Genomic DNA, 16,453 nt, shown 5'->3' with positions numbered 1-16,453 from the left:
GCACTTGGTTTCTTATTCAGTTCTCAAAGGTCTTTGTCTCTCTTAAGACAACTTCTATATTCTAGCAAATCTAGAATACCTTGTCAACACTTTTTTGAAGTTTTTTTACTTCTCGTGTCTGCTATCTCTCGCGAAACAGCTTATTTATAATATCATCTCTGGCCTGTCTTGTCAATAACTTTTTTAAAGTTTTGGAACCTTTTCAAGTTTGTGGCAAGTCAGTTAAGACAACTTTTATATCTTATCACCCAAATCAATACTTGTCAATAGGATTTTAGTAAAGCTATTAATCTTTTTTAGATTGAACCTTTTTGAATCCTTGATACAATACCCATCCAACGACTAGGCCGAGAGCGTTTTGGCAGAAATTAGGAATCACTTCTGCGATTGAAGCTCCTGTTCCATACATAAATACTGAAGCAAGTGCATAGCCACCCACCATCACAATTGTAGCAATCAGAAGGCCTAGGATACGATAGTTACCTTTAAATCCAGCAAAATAACCTTGTGCACCATGGATTAACAAACTAATGAACATCCATTGCGGAGCAGATGATAGCAAATCTATCAAAAATGCAGATAATCCTCCTACAATTGCTCCTTCTTTCTTGCCAAGATAGAAGGATGTGAAGTAGATTCCTGCATCTACCAAAGTTAAAAGCCCTGTTGGAGTCGGAATTTTAGCTACGAATCCAAAGGTCACTGATAAAGCAGTTAAGATAGCTAATAATGTTAGCTCTTTTGTTTTCTTATTTTGCATATTGAACTACTCCAAATTCATTTGATTGTTTAATTGATTCATAAACAAAGGCTTTAGCATTTGCCACAGCTTCAGTTTCTGAACATCCTTTAACTAATTCACTAGCTATACTTGAAGCAAATGTACATCCTGCACCGGTATTATTTTTATCCAGCACAGCTTCTTCAAACAATTTGTAGTCTGTTCCATCATAAAAGACATCTATCGCTTTATTACCATCCAAGCGATTTCCACCTTTGACAACGACAGTCTTAGCACCTAATTCATTGAGATAGCTAGCCGCATGCTTCATGTCATCAATAGTCTTAACCTTTCTATCTATAAGCAGTTCGACTTCAGGTAAGTTCGGAGTGATAACCGTGGTATAAGGGAAAAATTTAACCAATTCATCACGTAGTTGAGAAACTTCAACGTCATGAGTCTCCTTACATACTAAAACGGGATCCAAGACAATTGGAATATCAGGATGTTTTTTAACAAAATCCAACGTTAATTCTGCGATTTCAACGTTAGGCAACAAACCAATTTTTATTGCTGAGAATGGGACATCTTTTAGTGAGTCAAGTTGTTGTTTAAAAACATTAGTATCAACCGGAATGACCTCAAAACCATTCTCAGTCATAGCTGTCAAACAGGTAAGAGCCACAAATCCATGCTGTTTATTAGTGGTAAACGTCGCTAAATCTGCATGAAGTCCGCCACCACTAAAAATATCATTCCCTGAAATCGCTAAAATCAATTCATCACTCATATCTTATCTCCTTCAAATATAATCCATTTCCTGCTGCCGTTGGTCCTGCGAGATTACGATCACGACTTTCCAACACTGTCTTAACTTGTGAAACAGGCATGCGACCATTGCCAATCTTCAACAAGGTACCGACCATATTTCTAACTTGCTTATAGAGAAAACCATTGCCAGAAAAAGTAAAGATATAAAATCCAGTTTTCTCATCGATAGATACACTAGCCTGAGTAATTGTGCGTACTTTATTTTCTACAGAAGTTCCTGAAGCTGTGAAGCCTGTAAAATCATGTGTACCGACCAAATCCTTAGCAGCCTTCTGCATAGGTGCTAAACTTAGAGGGTAGGGATAGTGGGTCGCATAATTACGCATCATGGGGTTCTTAGGTCGCCCTGCATCTACTAGAAACTCATAGGTTTTACTGTGTTTATTGTATCGTGCATGAAATTCTTCTGATACAAGTTCAATACTAACAACATCAATGTCATCTGGACATTGTGTATCTAAACCAAAACGTAACTTCTCTGGATCCCGCTCCTGGGGCAAATCGAAGTGTATAACTTGTCCATAGGCATGAACACCTGCATCTGTACGACCCGCTCCATGAACGGTGACAGGTGTTCCGCTATTTAACCGTAAGAGAGTCTTTTCAAGTTCTTCTTGAATAGAACGTGCATTTGGTTGTCTTTGAAAACCTGAGAAAAGTGTACCATCATAGGAAATTGTCGCTTTGTATCTAACCATAAGATTATCATATCAGATTTTTTCAAGGATAAGAAGTAGGTCGATTAGCAACTGACCCCATACAATTTTCGAAATAAAGAAAAAGACGCCTTCAACGTCCTTCCTTTATAAATCTTCTAAGGCATCCTTTACTTTATTGAAGAAACCTTTTTTCTGTGGTGCGATTTTTTCATCACCACTTGCTTTGGCAAATGCAAGGAGAGCTTCTTTTTGAGCATCGTTTAGCTTCGTAGGAGTTACAATCTTAACTGTAACGTGTTGGTCTCCTTGTGAACCTCCACGAAGACGTGGAGCCCCCTTTCCTTTTAGACGGAAAGTTTTGCCTGTTTGAGTCCCTGCTGGAATGGTCATCTCAACATTTCCGTGAACTGTTGGTACTTCGACAGTATCACCAAGAGCAGCTTGGACAAAGGAAATGTTAAGTGTATAGTAAATTGTTGATCCATCACGAGTAAACTTATCGCTTGGATTAACATTGATGATTACAAAGAGGTCTCCATAAGGACCACCATTGAAACCAGCTTCACCTTGACCTGCAAGACGGATTTGTTGACCTGTTTCAACACCTGCTGGAATCTTGACAGATACTTTGTGGCTTTGTTTTTCATGTCCTGTTCCGTGACAAGTTTGACATGGCTCTTTAATTTCTTGACCTGTTCCATGACAGACATCACAGGTTACTTGACGACGCATCATACCAAGTGGTGTTTGCGTATCGACATTGATAACCCCTTGACCATGACAGCGACCACAAGTTACAGGGCTTGTGCCAGGTTTTGCACCAGATCCCGAACATGTCTTACATGTTGCTTCACGATTGTAGTGAACTTCTTTTTCGGCACCAAAAATCGCCTCTTCGAAGCTTAGGTTGACACGGTACTGAAGATCATCACCTTGACGTGGAGCATTCGGGTTACGAGTAGCACCACCACCAAAGAAGCTAGAGAAGATATCCTCAAAGCCACCAAAGCCTGCACCACCATCGAAGCCACCAAAGCCTCCTTGACCACCAAAACCATTCGCACCATCTGGTCCGTATTGGTCATAGGCTGCACGTTTTTGGTCATCACTTAAAGTTTCGTAGGCCTCTTGAACCTCTTTATATTTTTCTTCCGCACCCGGTTCTTTATTAATGTCTGGGTGGTATTTCTTAGACATCTTACGATAGGCACGTTTAATTTCATCTTGAGAGGCATCCTTAGATACCCCAAGACGATCGTAATATTCGGTATTGTTCATAATTTTAGATACAAAGGGCATCTAATGGAGAAAGCCAAAGTAATAGTTTTGAAGATGAACACCTAGTCCCTTGAAACCAACTATCTTTTTGGCTTAATCCCTAGCCCGTGTTCAACGACGAACACTCTTTGTTCCTTTCTATTTTATATTTGTTACGATACGAAGTAAAACTATATCTTATATTCACTTCACTTATTTTAGCGAAAAACAGAGGCTGGTTTGCAACCTCTGGATTTCTTTTTATCATTTACTAGCTAAGCTCAACACCTTACCGAACTGAGCACACCCTAACCTCTTGGTGAAAAAGAAAAATCTTCCTATTTTTACTGTGAGGTTTTAATGGACTTTACATCTTACTTTTCAGTAAACTCTCCGTCTACAACATCGTCGCCTGAGTTATCTGCTGTTTGTGCACCTTCTGCTCCTGCTTGAGCTTGTTGTGCTGCTGCAGCTTGTTCGTAAAGTTTAACTGCAAGAGCTTGAGCTTTTTCGTTAAGAGCTTCCAATTTAGCCTTCATGTCATCAAGATTGCCTGATTCTTGAGCTTTCTTAAGTTCATCAAGAGCTGATTGAGCAGCATCACGTTCTGTGTCGAAGCCTTTACCTTCTGTTTCTTTGATTGTTTTTTCAGTCGCAAAGATAGCTTGGTCAACTTCGTTACGAAGATCTACTTCTTCTTTACGTTTTGCATCTGCTTCAGCATTTGCTTCAGCATCTTTCATCATCTTTTCAATTTCTTCGTCTGTCAAACCAGAGTTAGATTGGATGACAATTGTTTGTTCTTTTTGAGTTCCAAGGTCTTTAGCTTTAACAGATACGATACCGTTCTTATCAATATCGAAAGTAACTTCGATTTGTGGAATACCACGAGGTGCAGCTGGGATATCAGTCAATTGGAAGCGTCCAAGAGTCTTGTTATCTGCTGCCATTGGGCGTTCCCCTTGAAGAACGTGGATATCAACGGCTGGTTGGTTGTCTGCTGCAGTTGAGAAGACTTGTGATTTAGATGTTGGAATAGTAGTGTTGCGGTCAATAAGTTTTGTGAACACTCCACCCATTGTTTCGATACCAAGTGACAATGGAGTTACGTCAAGAAGGACAACGTCTTTGACATCACCAGTAATAACACCACCTTGGATAGCAGCACCCATGGCAACTACTTCATCAGGGTTAACTGATTTGTTTGGTTCTTTACCAGTTTCAGCTTTAACAGCTTCTACAACGGCAGGGATACGAGTTGAACCACCGACAAGGATAACTTCGTCAATATCTGACAAGCTCAAACCTGCATCTGAAAGGGCTTGACGAACTGGAGTTTTCGTACGTTCTACAAGGTCACGAGTCAAATCATCGAATTTCGCACGAGTCAATGTCATTTCCAAGTGAAGAGGTCCAGCCTCACCAGCAGTGATGAATGGCAAGCTGATTTGTGTTGAAGTAACACCAGAAAGGTCTTTCTTAGCTTTTTCAGCTGCATCTTTCAAGCGTTGAAGAGCCATCTTGTCTGTTGACAAGTCGATTCCATTTTCTTTCTTGAATTCTTCAACCATGTGGTCGATGATTTTTTGGTCAAAGTCATCACCACCGAGTTTGTTATCCCCTGCAGTTGCCAACACGTCAAAGACACCGTCACCAAGTTCAAGGATAGATACGTCGAATGTACCACCACCAAGGTCGAATACCAAGATTTTTTCTTCTTTATCAGTCTTATCCAAACCGTAAGCAAGAGCTGCTGCTGTTGGTTCGTTGACGATACGTTCTACTTCAAGACCAGCGATTTTACCAGCGTCTTTTGTTGCTTGACGTTGTGCATCGTTGAAGTAAGCAGGAACTGTGATAACTGCTTTAGTTACTTTTTCACCAAGATAATCTTCAGCATAACCTTTCAAGTATTGAAGAATCATAGCTGAAATCTCTTGTGGTGTGTATTCTTTACCGTTTGCAGAAACTTTTTCAGAAGTACCCATCTTAGATTTGATAGAGATGATTGTATCTGGGTTTGTTACTGCTTGACGTTTTGCAGCGTCACCAACGATGATTTCACCGTTTTTGAATGACACAACAGATGGAGTTGTGCGGTTACCTTCTGGGTTTGCGATAATTTTTGATTCAGTTCCTTCAAGAACTGCTACTGCTGAGTTTGTTGTACCTAAGTCAATACCAATGATTTTAGACATATGTTTTTCCCCTTTTTACTTTAATTTCTATTTTGCTTTTTTTATCTTTCATTCATAGTTTTCTGTCATTTCGGACAAGTTTTCAATTATGTTACGACACAAGAAGTCGAAATCGATTTTATTTTGACGACGAGTTAGTAAGGAGGCTAGGCAATCGCTATGGCGCTTGCCGTTTTCTGACGAGTTGCTTCAGCAACCGTCAGAATTGCCTAGTTGAACACGCCCTAAGCTCTGGGTAAAAAAGATAGATTTCCTTGTGTTCATCGAACACTTCGTCAATCTCCTATTTTTACTGTGAGCTTTTACGGACTTTGTATCCTAGTTGTATACAACTACCATGGCTGGGCGTAAGACGCGTTCGTGGAGTTTATATCCTTTTTGGAAAACTTGTGCAATCGTGTCTGCTGGATGTTCATCATCTGCAGGCATTGTTTGAATTGCCATGTGGAAGTTATGATCGAAATCACCATCAGCTGGAATTTCTTCAATTCCTTCCTCTTTAAGAGCATGCACTAAACTTTCTTGCACCATTTCCAAACCTTTTTTGACATCATCAGTCAAGCCCTCAACGGCAAGAGCACGTTCAAGGTTATCAAGTGATGGCAAAATCGCTTTTGCCAAATCTTGGCTACGATACTTTTGCAATTGTTGACGTTCTTCATTTGCACGTCGCTGAATGTTTTGCATTTCTGCATGGGCACGAAGGTATTTGTTTTCAAATTCTTCGGCACGCGCTTGGGCTTCTTCAAGTTCAGAAGGTTCGCTTACTTCCTCTACAACTTCTTCAGTTGTCTCCGTAGCTTCCTCTTCTTTCACGTCTTCTTTTTTAATATCTTCAGTCAAGGCATACACCTCTTTCTATACTTTTTAAATGTTATATTTTAGCTAACTTCATAATGGTTACTATTGAGGTAACGGTAATAATCCGTCAACTTCATAACCAAAACTCTACTAATAACATTGACCAAACTAACCATGCGACGATAATCCATTTCAACTGGACCAATCACATGCATGAGTGCCATCCCACGATAAGGAATTAGGAATTTATGACTCATAACTGTGACATTTTCAAGCGCTTCTTCAGTTGATTCTGCAACCGAAATCTTGGTCACTTCATCATCGGAGATAGCTGATCGAAGCTCAAGTGCCACATGTTGTGGATTGTCCAAAAATTGATAGGTTTTTAAGTCGGCATAAGTCAGTGATGCAACCTTACCTTCGATGAAAATCAATTCCTTAAAAAGTTGTGAAAAGATATAATCAAACAAATCTAGAACATTATCTGTTATCTTGAAATACTTTTGCACAATCTGAGGAATCTCAGTTCTCAATCGGTAATGGATCTCTAAGACAGTGTTTCCTAAAAAACGTTCTTGAACAAGCTTATGAAGAATTTCCAAATCACTAGACAAGAAATTTTTTGGAATAGCAAATTGAACTGTCACAGGCTTAGATTCATCTAGAGTAAGAACCGCTAAAGCGTCGTGATTGGATAGATGAACAATGTCAAATCCAGTCAGACGTTGTCGTGTCGGTTCCACATCTTGAATCACTGCTGTACATCCTGTCATTTCTGCCAGCAGCTTCGCCGCTGCATCCAAGATATCTTCAAGTTTAAAGGCTTCAAAATCAAAGGCCTTGACCACTTGATAAACATCTTGTTCATCAATCGTATCAAGATTCAAAGAATTAGCGACGAAATACTGGAAACCTGCTCGGCTTGGCATACGCCCACTAGAAGTATGAGCTTTTTCAAGATAGCCCATTTTTTCAAGCTTGGCCATGTCATTACGAATGGTCGCTGAACTCGAATCAATTGATTCTTGTAATGCTTTAGAACCAACCGGTTCATGTGTACGAGTGAACATCTCAACTATCAAATTCAAAATAGTGTTTTGCCTTTGCGTAATCACGATGTCACCTCATTTCTATTTATTAGCACTCTAACACATCGACTGCTAACTTATGATTCTATTATACACCTAAACTTGAACATGTCAACCCAAAAAACCAAAAAATTAGCACTCTTATAATAAGAGTGCTAAAAATACATCTTAAGACCTAGAAAAGCAAAAAAAGAGCACCTCAGAGGCACTCTAATCTTATCAATCATATTTTGACAAATGATAGGTCTCAATAATAGATATGAGGTGTTTGGCATAATCTGGATCACTGCTAAAACCCGCAGCTTGTAGTTTTTCTGCCGCAACTTTATAACTAGTCGTTCCTGCTACCTCTTTATAGGTCGACTCGCCCCATGTTCCTTGGCGAAGTTCTTCTAAATAAGTCATCATAGAACTTGACCAATCCTTAAAAACTGCAAAATCCACCTTTTGGTATTGCCATTTCCCTTTACTGTAGATACTATCCTTTAAACGAATACGTTCTTGACCTGGCTGAGCAGGGAGACTGTAGATGTTATGATATTTAACAGATAAAAGACTGCTACCATAATTTGACTCATATGCAGCTTGACTAAGGAGAATAGACGCAGGTACACCATAGTTTTTAGACATCTTTTGAGCTGTTGGAGCTAAGGTCTCAATAAATTCTTGCTGTGTGTAAGCAACCTTTACCGCACGAGCATTATCATCTGTAGAGGCATGAAGAATCAAAGGTAAGAGAATACCTAAAGCAAAAACAACAACTAAGGTAATGAAGGCTTTTAGTTTAAAACGTCGTCTCACTTAGCTTTCTCCTTTAATAATGCCAAATATTCCTCCAAAGTAAGATTATGTTCAGTCATATACTCTGCCGACTCTTTACCAACATAGCGGAAATGCCAATCCTCGTAGCCTACACCCGTTGACGATGTTTTACCATCTGGAAAACGAAGAACAAAGCCATATTTCGGCGCCAACTCTTTGACTTTAGCTACTGTATCTGGATCTGCTTCATTTAAGCTATCTACAGTACTCATATCAATCGCAAGACCTGTTTGGTGTTCACTCGCTCCTGGTGGTTGTGAATAGGTTTGAACCTTTTTCTCCGCCTGAGACTCCGTCAAACTTGGGTCAGCAGCCATTTCCTGCTGAACATAACTGTTATAAAGTTCTGTCTGATAAGCAACACTACGATAACCTGATATCAAGTGATAACTTGGATCAATTTCTTGAGCAGCCGCTAAAAACTCCTTAACGTTCTTAGCAATTCTTGCATCTACAGAAACACCATCAACGTCAGCAATCTCAGGGTTAAGTTCTTTAGACTTATTATCTCGATTTACCAAAAGCAATTGCCAGTCTTTAGGCGATACATCAGGTAGTCCCTTTGTATCCTTGCTTTGAGTCGCATCGGTAGCTTGTTTACTACTTTTTGTTACTGACGATCCATTGGTTTGTTGGACTGTACGGCTGACACCAAATACTGAATAAAGTCCTGCTGCAACTAAAAGAACTGCAATCAAGACACTGCTGATAACCAAAAACCAGTTGGTTTGCTTTTTCGCCTGACGGCGACTTGGATAGTTATTTTTTACCATTTTCTTTTTCTATTATCTCTCGCCCAACCTGACGATAGGTCATATCGCCAAGCGCTTCTAATGTAAATTTACCATTTTCATAAGCAACAACAGTGACCGAACCGTTGTCCAATGAAGGATGCTCGACAGAAGGATCAATTAACCAAGCAAAGGTTGCAATGGTCATACCGTGACTAACGACAATAGCATTACCGCCACCAGACTTCTCAAGATTTTCTGCAATAGCTGTGAACCCCTCTAAAATACGTTTTCTGAGCACTTCCCAAGGCTCTGCCCAACCAGCCGTATCCACATCAAGGATACCTTGTGCAAGCTCAGGATAAGTTACCTCATGCAAATCCTTACCTTGAAAAGCATCTGTTCTCGGTAGCACACCGTAGAAAAGTTCACCGTCATAGCCACCATCTAAACTACCAAAACACCACTCACGAATACGTTTGTCACGTTTATAAGGAATAGTTTCTAAACCCGTCTCACGTAAAATGATATCCATAGTTTGAATCGTTCGACCTGAATCACTAGAATATGCAGCCTTGAAAGGGATACCTGCTGCTTTCAGACCTACCCCCAATTCACGAATACCTTCTTCACCGAACGGGGTCAAAGGGCTATCAGACCAACCTTGTGCACGACCAATGGTGTTAAACATCGTTTTGCCGTGTCTCGCAATATACAACTTAACCTTACTCATAGCACCCCTTCTTTCCGTCATTTTTTGAATTCATTATAGCACAAATCCCCTCGACTATCTAGCCAACGAGACCATCAGAAAATGCCTTACCAATTGGCAAAGCATTTATCATCCGCTTAGTTTTTAAAGCTGTGAACAGGAGCTGGGATTTGACCACCACGCGCAATGAAATCAGCCGATGAAGCCTTGTTTACTTTCATTACTGGTGCATAACCAAGAAGACCTCCAAGTTCCAACATGTCACCTTCCTTACCATAAGGAATGATACGAACAGCTGTTGTTTTCTGGTTAATGACACCGATAGCTGCTTCGTCAGCAATCATGGCCGCGATTGTTGTATCTGGCGTATCAGCAGGAATAGCAATCATGTCTAGACCAACAGAACAGATAGCTGTCATGGCTTCCAATTTTTCAAGGTTGATATGACCAGATTGAACCGCAGCAATCATACCTTCATCTTCAGAAACTGGAATAAAGGCACCTGACAAACCACCAACTTGGTTACATGCCATAATACCACCTTTTTTAACTTGGTCGTTAAGAAGGGCTAGAGCTGCAGTAGTACCATGCGTACCAACAACTTCAAGACCCATCGCTTCAAGTACACGGGCTACTGAATCACCAACTGCTGGTGTTGGCGCAAGAGACAAATCTACAATACCAAACTCGACACCAAGACGTTCGCTGGCCATTTGACCAACTAACTGACCAACACGTGTGATTTTGAAGGCGGTCTTCTTAACTGTTTCAGCTAGAACATCGAAACTTTCGCCTGGAACTTTCTCAACTGCACGTTGCACAACACCAGGACCTGAAACCCCAACATTGATTACAACATCAGCCTCACCAACACCATGGAAGGCACCCGCCATAAATGGATTATCTTCAACCGCATTAGCAAAGACCACCAATTTACCTGGGCCCATTGGATCTGCCTCAGAAGCCTCTTTGATGATACGTCCCATGTCACGTACTGCTGTCATGTTAATACCAGTCTTTGTTGAACCAATGTTGACAGATGAGCAGACAAAATCAGTCTCTGCAAGCGCACGTGGAATAGAATTAATAAGAATCTCATCACCTTTTTGATAGCCCTTTTGAACGAGTGCAGAGAAACCACCAATAAAGTTAACGCCGATTTCCTTAGCTGCTCGGTCTAATGCCTTCGCAAAAGGTACATAGTCTGTTGCATCTGTTGCCGCACCGATGATTGAGATCGGAGTAACAGACACACGTTTATTAACAATCGGAATACCAAGTTCAGCTGCAATTTCGTCACCAACAGCTACCAAATTCTTAGCCTTAGATACAATCTTGTTATAGACTTTTTCCGCCGCCTTATCGATATCTGAATCGATACAGTCTAGGAGTGAAATCCCCATGGTAATGGTACGAACATCAAAGTTCTGCTCCTCAATCATGGCAATGGTTTCTGTGACCTGTTTAATATCCATTTTAAGCTACTCCTATCTTACAAGTTGTGCATAGCATCAAAAATTGCTGAACTTTGGATGTTGATTTTAACGTTCAATGACTCACCAAAGGCTTCCAATTCAGCACGTAGGTGTGTAAAATCTTGTTTGTCTTCCGATGATACAACCGCCATCATGGTAAAGAATTCATCAAGAACTGTTTGAGAAATATCATCAATATTCAAGCCAAGTTCTGCCACCTTAGTCGCAACACCCGCAACAATACCTGCTTTGTCCTTACCTACAACTGTAATAATCGCTTTCATGAGAAGCCTCCATCATTTTATTTTGTATAATTTTAGCATATTTTGATTAAAAATGCTATTTTTTATGAAATTTGCATCTTTTTTCTCGAAAAAAACGAATATTTCCGAGAAATTTAACCAATATCGTTTATGAAAACATCCTCTCTTTGGCCTAACTACTTGTGGATAAACTTGTTCACAACCTAAATAATTTCCTTCTTTTAAAACCTTGAAAAATCAATATTCAACACAGTTAACAGACTTATCCACACCTGTGGATAAGTCTGTGGGTAACTTGTCGATAAACAAAAAATACCGCCAAATTTAGGCGATATCTTAGCTTTATTTCCATTTTAAATTAACATGGGCATTCATTTCTTTATAGGCAGTATCGATACGTTCTTTAGTCTCTTCATCTAGTTTATTTCTATATTTACCACCTTTAATGAAATCCTCTAAAATATAAGTTTGGTAAGTATACAAAGGATACCCCTCTGGCGAAGTTGTTCCTTTAGGCGTACGGTTAACCCAAGTCGGATGTGCTTGAGCCGTCTTAATCGTGGTTTGACCATTCTTTTTCTCAAGGGTCACATCCATTAAGACACCTCTCTCTGTCCACTCTGCACTATCCACACCATCCATAGTCTCTATGCGCTGGTTAGAGATAAAATTCCCCATTGAGTAAATAATAAGTTTTTGCTGCCCATCCTTTTTAACCACCTCTGAAGGCTCAACCACATGAGGATGACCTCCAAAGATAATATCGGCACCCCAATCAATCATCTTATGATAGAGTTTAACCTGTTCATCTGTCGGTTCCAAACGATACTCAACACCCATCTGAGGCATGATAACCGTGATATCTGCTTCTTTTTCTGCACGCTGAATCTCAGCTTTCATACGCTTTTCATCCAAATTCGATAAGTGGTCTGTAACCTCTTTATCCGTTAAGTTCGACTCTAGACCATTGTAACCATAAGCATAGGAAAGTATTGCAACCTTGATACCATTAACATTCTTGATGAGGAGTGGCGCCTTGTCACGCACCGGCTTTTCATAAACACCAACAGGATCAATTCCTACTTTTTTAAAAGCATCAGCTGTTGTAAAAGCTCCCTCTAAACCAGAATCCAAGATATGATTATGAGCCAAATCCATAACATCATAGCCAGCATCCTTAATAGCTGCGGTCACTGATTGAGGAGCATTAAACAGAGGATAGCCTGACAAAGGATAATCAGGATTGATAGTTCCCTCAAAATCACCCAAAACCAAATCAGCCTGCTTTAACCACGGCTTCACATAAGTAAAATTCTCCGTGAAATCATAGCTACCATCTGCCTGCAGGGCACTCATATAGAGACCGTCATGATAGAGCAAGTCCCCATTAGCCATGATACGGGCTGTCTGTACCTGGTTCGAGGCATTCTTTTGCTGTTCGTTCTTACTATGAACAATTAAAATCTCAAGAAAAAGCAAACCTAAGACAAGAGCAATTAACCCCATCAAAATCTTATTAGTCATCGCATTGTCACGCTTTTTAGCCTGGCTCTGTTTCATAATACTCTCCTTTTTCATACTTCTAGTGTACCAAAAAAACTTATCCATTGATGATAAAAAAGATTAATAAACGGTTACATCTCAATTCCACGACGATTGAAAAAATCAGTTTTCTTAGACAAGATAAAAACTCTACTTCATACTGAAGTAGAGTTTTTGTTAATGATTAGCGTGTTGGTGTGTATTCCAAATCTTTACCGTGTTTAGCTACAAAATCAGACATTTCAGAATCTGGAATTTGACGTAAGTAGAGATTGGCACGAATCGTTTCATCTTCCTCACGACAAGTAGAAAGAACGAGGTATTTATCTGAAGCACTAACCTTCAAATCCTTGTTTTTAACACTTGCTTGATCATAGATAATATCCAACTGTTGTTTAAAGTCTTTATCGCTTTCAAATGATGTACGATAGAAAGCTGTGTCTTCAGGCACAATTACCATAGCAAGCGCTTCATAATAGTACTTACGTTGAGGCGTCTCAATAACAACATATTTGTGTTTATCAAAGAACGACTGATCACTATAGTAGTTAACATCGTTGAACATACGACTATCAGCAACCTTACTGCCTCGAGCATGGCCGAAGAGCCAAGTCAAACGATCACTGAAATCTTTCTTATTGTCTGTATCCATGAAGACAGTTCCCAAATATGGAACGTTTCCTCCATCGAATGTTTTATCTAAATAGGTTGAATTGTCCGTTGTTTGAACAACCGGCTCATCCAATTTAGTCCCTGGTGCATAGACATAAGCGATAGTATCAGGGTTTGTCGCCTCAAGACCATCAAATTTATTTTTGAGGTAAGCTTTCTCCTCATCTGAAACTTTATAAGTGTTTGCTTTTTTAGTCGTTAAAACACTCTTAACACCATTAGAGGATGATGCTGTTGGAGACATAAACTGGAAGCCAAGGAAGATAGCCAAAGCAGCAATTACTACGGCAGAAATTCCAGCAATCAGTTTATTGCGAGATCCATTAGATTTACGATTGTGATTACTCATGAAATGTCAAATCCTTTTCTTTATCCATAGAAAAATATCACCGAAGCATAAGCTCCAGTGATATTCTTTTTTAGCAATAACAGTTAATTATTTAACTGCTGCTGTGTTTGGAAGAGCTTTAGCGTCAGCTTTAGCTGCTGCTGGAGCTTTTTGTTCTGCAGCTTTAACAGCTTTAGCTTCTTCTTTAGCGTCTTTGTTAGCGTTAGCTTTATCAGTAACTACAAATTCATCTTTGATGATGTTTCCGTTAGCATCACGTTTTGGTTCAATGTGTTCACCAGCATCTTCAAATTTTTGTTTAGTTGAATCTGCATCAACGTTGTTAAGACCATCTTTAGCAGCTTGAGTAAGACCACCTTCGTTGTTTGTGAAGAAGTCACCACCAGTTGCTTCAGTTTTGTTATCAAGGTTTCCAGTGTGAACGTTACCGTCGTTAGCGAAAACCGCTGCTGATGAAGCGAATACTGCAAGAACTGCAGCTGATGTAAGCAATACTTTTTTCATAATTGTTTCTCCTCTAATGGATTATTATATATTTAGTATCAGGACCTCCCTGACATCTATAGATTATAACACTATCTAGAGATATGTCAACAATTTTTAAAAACTTTTTTAAATTTTTAATATATCCTACAATTCCTACAAACAAAGGGGTTTTAAAGTCTGTTACCAAATAGTAATAATTAATAATTTTTAATTTTAATGTTATTTTAGGTAATTTATTATGTCCTCTGCTAAGTTTAAATACAAATTTAAATCATATATAAAAGCATAATTTGTAAAATATACATTCATTATTATGTGAAGTTTTTTGGCCAAAAATCAAGAGATATTTAATAGACGCATAAAACCCTTTACTGATAATATGTTTGAAGTATATAACAATATCATCTTTCAAATGAATGTACTCATTCACTCTGAGCGCTTTTGTATGATAACTACATAATATGCAAGACCTCAAAATTGAATAGATTAGAGAAACATTAGCATTTTTGAAAGTATTTCGGCCTAAAAAGTTCTATTATTGGGTTAAAATGCTTGAAAAATAAACTATTATCTTATTTTTGAATGCGTTTCAACTAAGGTGAAGTCAAGAAAATTCCTTTGAAAACACTCCCTCTTACCAAAACCTCTTCTCAGAAAAACAAGTCTCCAAAAAACTAATACACAAATCAATTGGATTGTTTTACTTCTCTTATTTCAGACGAAATAGTTCTTCCACTTGTTTATTAAAGACTTGTGCTATTTTTAAAGCCATTTCCAACGAAGGGTTGTAGCGGTTATTTTCTAAGTGAACAATCGTTTCTCTCCGTATTCCTACTTGATCTGCTAAATCTTGTTGAGTCATACCATAAGCTTCCCTTACTTCTTTCAAGTTAGTCTTTATTTTACTTTCTTTCGCCATATTTCATCCCCTTTTTTCAATGATAAAGTAAGTAATGGCAAATAATAAGAGTAAAAAAGCCACCAAAATATAAAGAAATCCAGCATTCAAAACGAAAACTTTACAGACGGCTATCAAGGTTGCAATTCCCAATAATATAAAGATTGCTATTGTAAACAAAATGGAAGAGGACTTTGCAATATTTCTATAAAATCGTTCATCAGGTTCTTCATTAATTCTCTTGAATAAGAAGTAAAACATTAATAACAATTGAACACTTAATCCAATTCCTAACATTATATTCTTAATCAAAGAACCAGGAGTTAGAAGCCAAACTCCAATTGTATAGATCGATGACGAGAGAAGTACAAGCACTGTATATAATTTTGCAGTAATCCCAAACATATTTTTCTCTTTCTTTTGATAGGTTGATTTTGAGAGGACCGATTGCATCGTACAAGCCAAATACGTAGGAAGCCAAGACATCGTCATAATAGCACCTTTTGCTAGAATCGGTAGGTGATTCCCCAGCAATAAAACTAAACATACAACAATAAGCACGCTAGCGATATAAAGGATTATCTTTAAGTTCTTCGACATTTTCATTTTCGTCACCTTCTTTCACCATGTTATAAATACATCACACCTTATCTGTTATAAATATATCACATTGTTATAAGAATTTCAAGATGAAGACAAAACTCTAGTAAGATTTTGAACAATTTTCAGAAATCTATACAAAAAAGCACCCATGAGGTAAACTCTTGAGTGCTTTGAAACGTTGATATAATCGTATCGATTAACGTTTTGAGTGCAGTGGTTGCCATCCAATCAAATGTCGCTTCGCTTGTTTTCTTGGGGCAACTATGCATAGCATATCTCTATGCGACTAAAGTCGCTAGAGCTATCCTAATTGCGCACCGCCAATTCTCATACAAAAAACACCTT

General features: G+C 38.8%; 17 protein-coding genes. All 17 read right to left on the bottom strand.

Features of this window, described 5'->3' with window-relative positions; all coding sequences use genetic code 11:
• Positions 1 to 286: 286 nt before the first annotated feature.
• A complete protein-coding gene (locus H7T93_RS07630) occupies positions 287 to 760 on the bottom strand; it encodes an ECF transporter S component (protein ID WP_021143465.1) in 474 nt (157 codons plus the stop codon).
• Entirely contained in the window at positions 750 to 1,511 is a 762-nt protein-coding gene (locus H7T93_RS07625) for a bifunctional hydroxymethylpyrimidine kinase/phosphomethylpyrimidine kinase (protein ID WP_201041730.1), read from the bottom strand. Before H7T93_RS07625 ends, H7T93_RS07630 begins: the two co-directional genes overlap by 11 nt.
• On the bottom strand, positions 1,504 to 2,250 hold the full coding sequence (gene truA / locus H7T93_RS07620) for a tRNA pseudouridine(38-40) synthase TruA (protein ID WP_021143462.1): 747 nt from the start codon (positions 2,248 to 2,250) through the stop codon (positions 1,504 to 1,506). The genes H7T93_RS07625 and truA overlap by 8 nt, the downstream gene beginning before the upstream one ends.
• 105 nt (positions 2,251 to 2,355) lie before the next feature.
• The gene (dnaJ, locus tag H7T93_RS07615) at positions 2,356 to 3,489 is read right to left on the bottom strand and encodes a molecular chaperone DnaJ (protein ID WP_002886399.1); all 1,134 of its coding nucleotides are present in this window, start codon (positions 3,487 to 3,489) and stop codon (positions 2,356 to 2,358) included.
• 353 nt (positions 3,490 to 3,842) lie between these two features.
• Positions 3,843 to 5,666, bottom strand: coding sequence for a molecular chaperone DnaK (gene dnaK, locus H7T93_RS07610; protein ID WP_070476865.1), 1,824 nt, complete (start codon positions 5,664 to 5,666; stop codon positions 3,843 to 3,845).
• 318 nt (positions 5,667 to 5,984) lie between these two features.
• Positions 5,985 to 6,509 (bottom strand): nucleotide exchange factor GrpE, encoded by a 525-nt coding sequence (gene grpE / locus H7T93_RS07605; RefSeq protein ID WP_021143461.1) that lies wholly within the window; start codon positions 6,507 to 6,509, stop codon positions 5,985 to 5,987.
• 38 nt (positions 6,510 to 6,547) lie between these two features.
• A complete protein-coding gene (hrcA, locus tag H7T93_RS07600) occupies positions 6,548 to 7,582 on the bottom strand; it encodes a heat-inducible transcriptional repressor HrcA (RefSeq protein WP_021143460.1) in 1,035 nt (344 codons plus the stop codon).
• A 192-nt stretch (positions 7,583 to 7,774) separates the two neighbouring features.
• Complete coding sequence (locus H7T93_RS07595; RefSeq protein WP_004182173.1) at positions 7,775 to 8,356, bottom strand: glycoside hydrolase family 73 protein; 582 nt, start codon at positions 8,354 to 8,356, stop codon at positions 7,775 to 7,777.
• On the bottom strand, positions 8,353 to 9,150 hold the full coding sequence (locus tag H7T93_RS07590) for a M15 family metallopeptidase (protein WP_104020588.1): 798 nt from the start codon (positions 9,148 to 9,150) through the stop codon (positions 8,353 to 8,355). Before H7T93_RS07590 ends, H7T93_RS07595 begins: the two co-directional genes overlap by 4 nt.
• On the bottom strand, positions 9,137 to 9,841 hold the full coding sequence (locus H7T93_RS07585) for a histidine phosphatase family protein (protein WP_175057366.1): 705 nt from the start codon (positions 9,839 to 9,841) through the stop codon (positions 9,137 to 9,139). The genes H7T93_RS07590 and H7T93_RS07585 overlap by 14 nt, the downstream gene beginning before the upstream one ends.
• 116 nt (positions 9,842 to 9,957) lie before the next feature.
• Positions 9,958 to 11,295 (bottom strand): PFL family protein, encoded by a 1,338-nt coding sequence (locus H7T93_RS07580; RefSeq protein ID WP_002886391.1) that lies wholly within the window; start codon positions 11,293 to 11,295, stop codon positions 9,958 to 9,960.
• Between the two features lie 17 nt (positions 11,296 to 11,312).
• Positions 11,313 to 11,579 (bottom strand): ACT domain-containing protein, encoded by a 267-nt coding sequence (locus tag H7T93_RS07575; RefSeq protein WP_003092287.1) that lies wholly within the window; start codon positions 11,577 to 11,579, stop codon positions 11,313 to 11,315.
• A gap of 321 nt (positions 11,580 to 11,900) precedes the next feature.
• Positions 11,901 to 13,118, bottom strand: a complete 1,218-nt coding sequence (locus H7T93_RS07570; RefSeq protein WP_156685489.1) for a CapA family protein — start codon at positions 13,116 to 13,118, stop codon at positions 11,901 to 11,903.
• Between the two features lie 166 nt (positions 13,119 to 13,284).
• Positions 13,285 to 14,121, bottom strand: coding sequence for a class B sortase, LPKTxAVK-specific (gene srtB / locus H7T93_RS07565; protein ID WP_002889691.1), 837 nt, complete (start codon positions 14,119 to 14,121; stop codon positions 13,285 to 13,287).
• An 87-nt stretch (positions 14,122 to 14,208) separates the two neighbouring features.
• A complete protein-coding gene (locus H7T93_RS07560; protein ID WP_021143454.1) occupies positions 14,209 to 14,625 on the bottom strand; it encodes an LPKTxAVK-anchored surface protein in 417 nt (138 codons plus the stop codon).
• Positions 14,626 to 15,316: 691 nt separating this feature from the next.
• Positions 15,317 to 15,526, bottom strand: coding sequence for a helix-turn-helix transcriptional regulator (locus H7T93_RS07555; RefSeq protein WP_002886384.1), 210 nt, complete (start codon positions 15,524 to 15,526; stop codon positions 15,317 to 15,319).
• A gap of 3 nt (positions 15,527 to 15,529) precedes the next feature.
• Positions 15,530 to 16,111, bottom strand: a complete 582-nt coding sequence (locus H7T93_RS07550; RefSeq protein ID WP_021143452.1) for a hypothetical protein — start codon at positions 16,109 to 16,111, stop codon at positions 15,530 to 15,532.
• Positions 16,112 to 16,453 lie beyond the last annotated feature (342 nt).

Source organism: Streptococcus sp. 9.1 (assembly GCF_016648815.1).
Lineage (GTDB): Bacteria > Bacillota > Bacilli > Lactobacillales > Streptococcaceae > Streptococcus > Streptococcus salivarius_E.
This window is presented reverse-complemented; position numbering and strand designations above follow the sequence as displayed.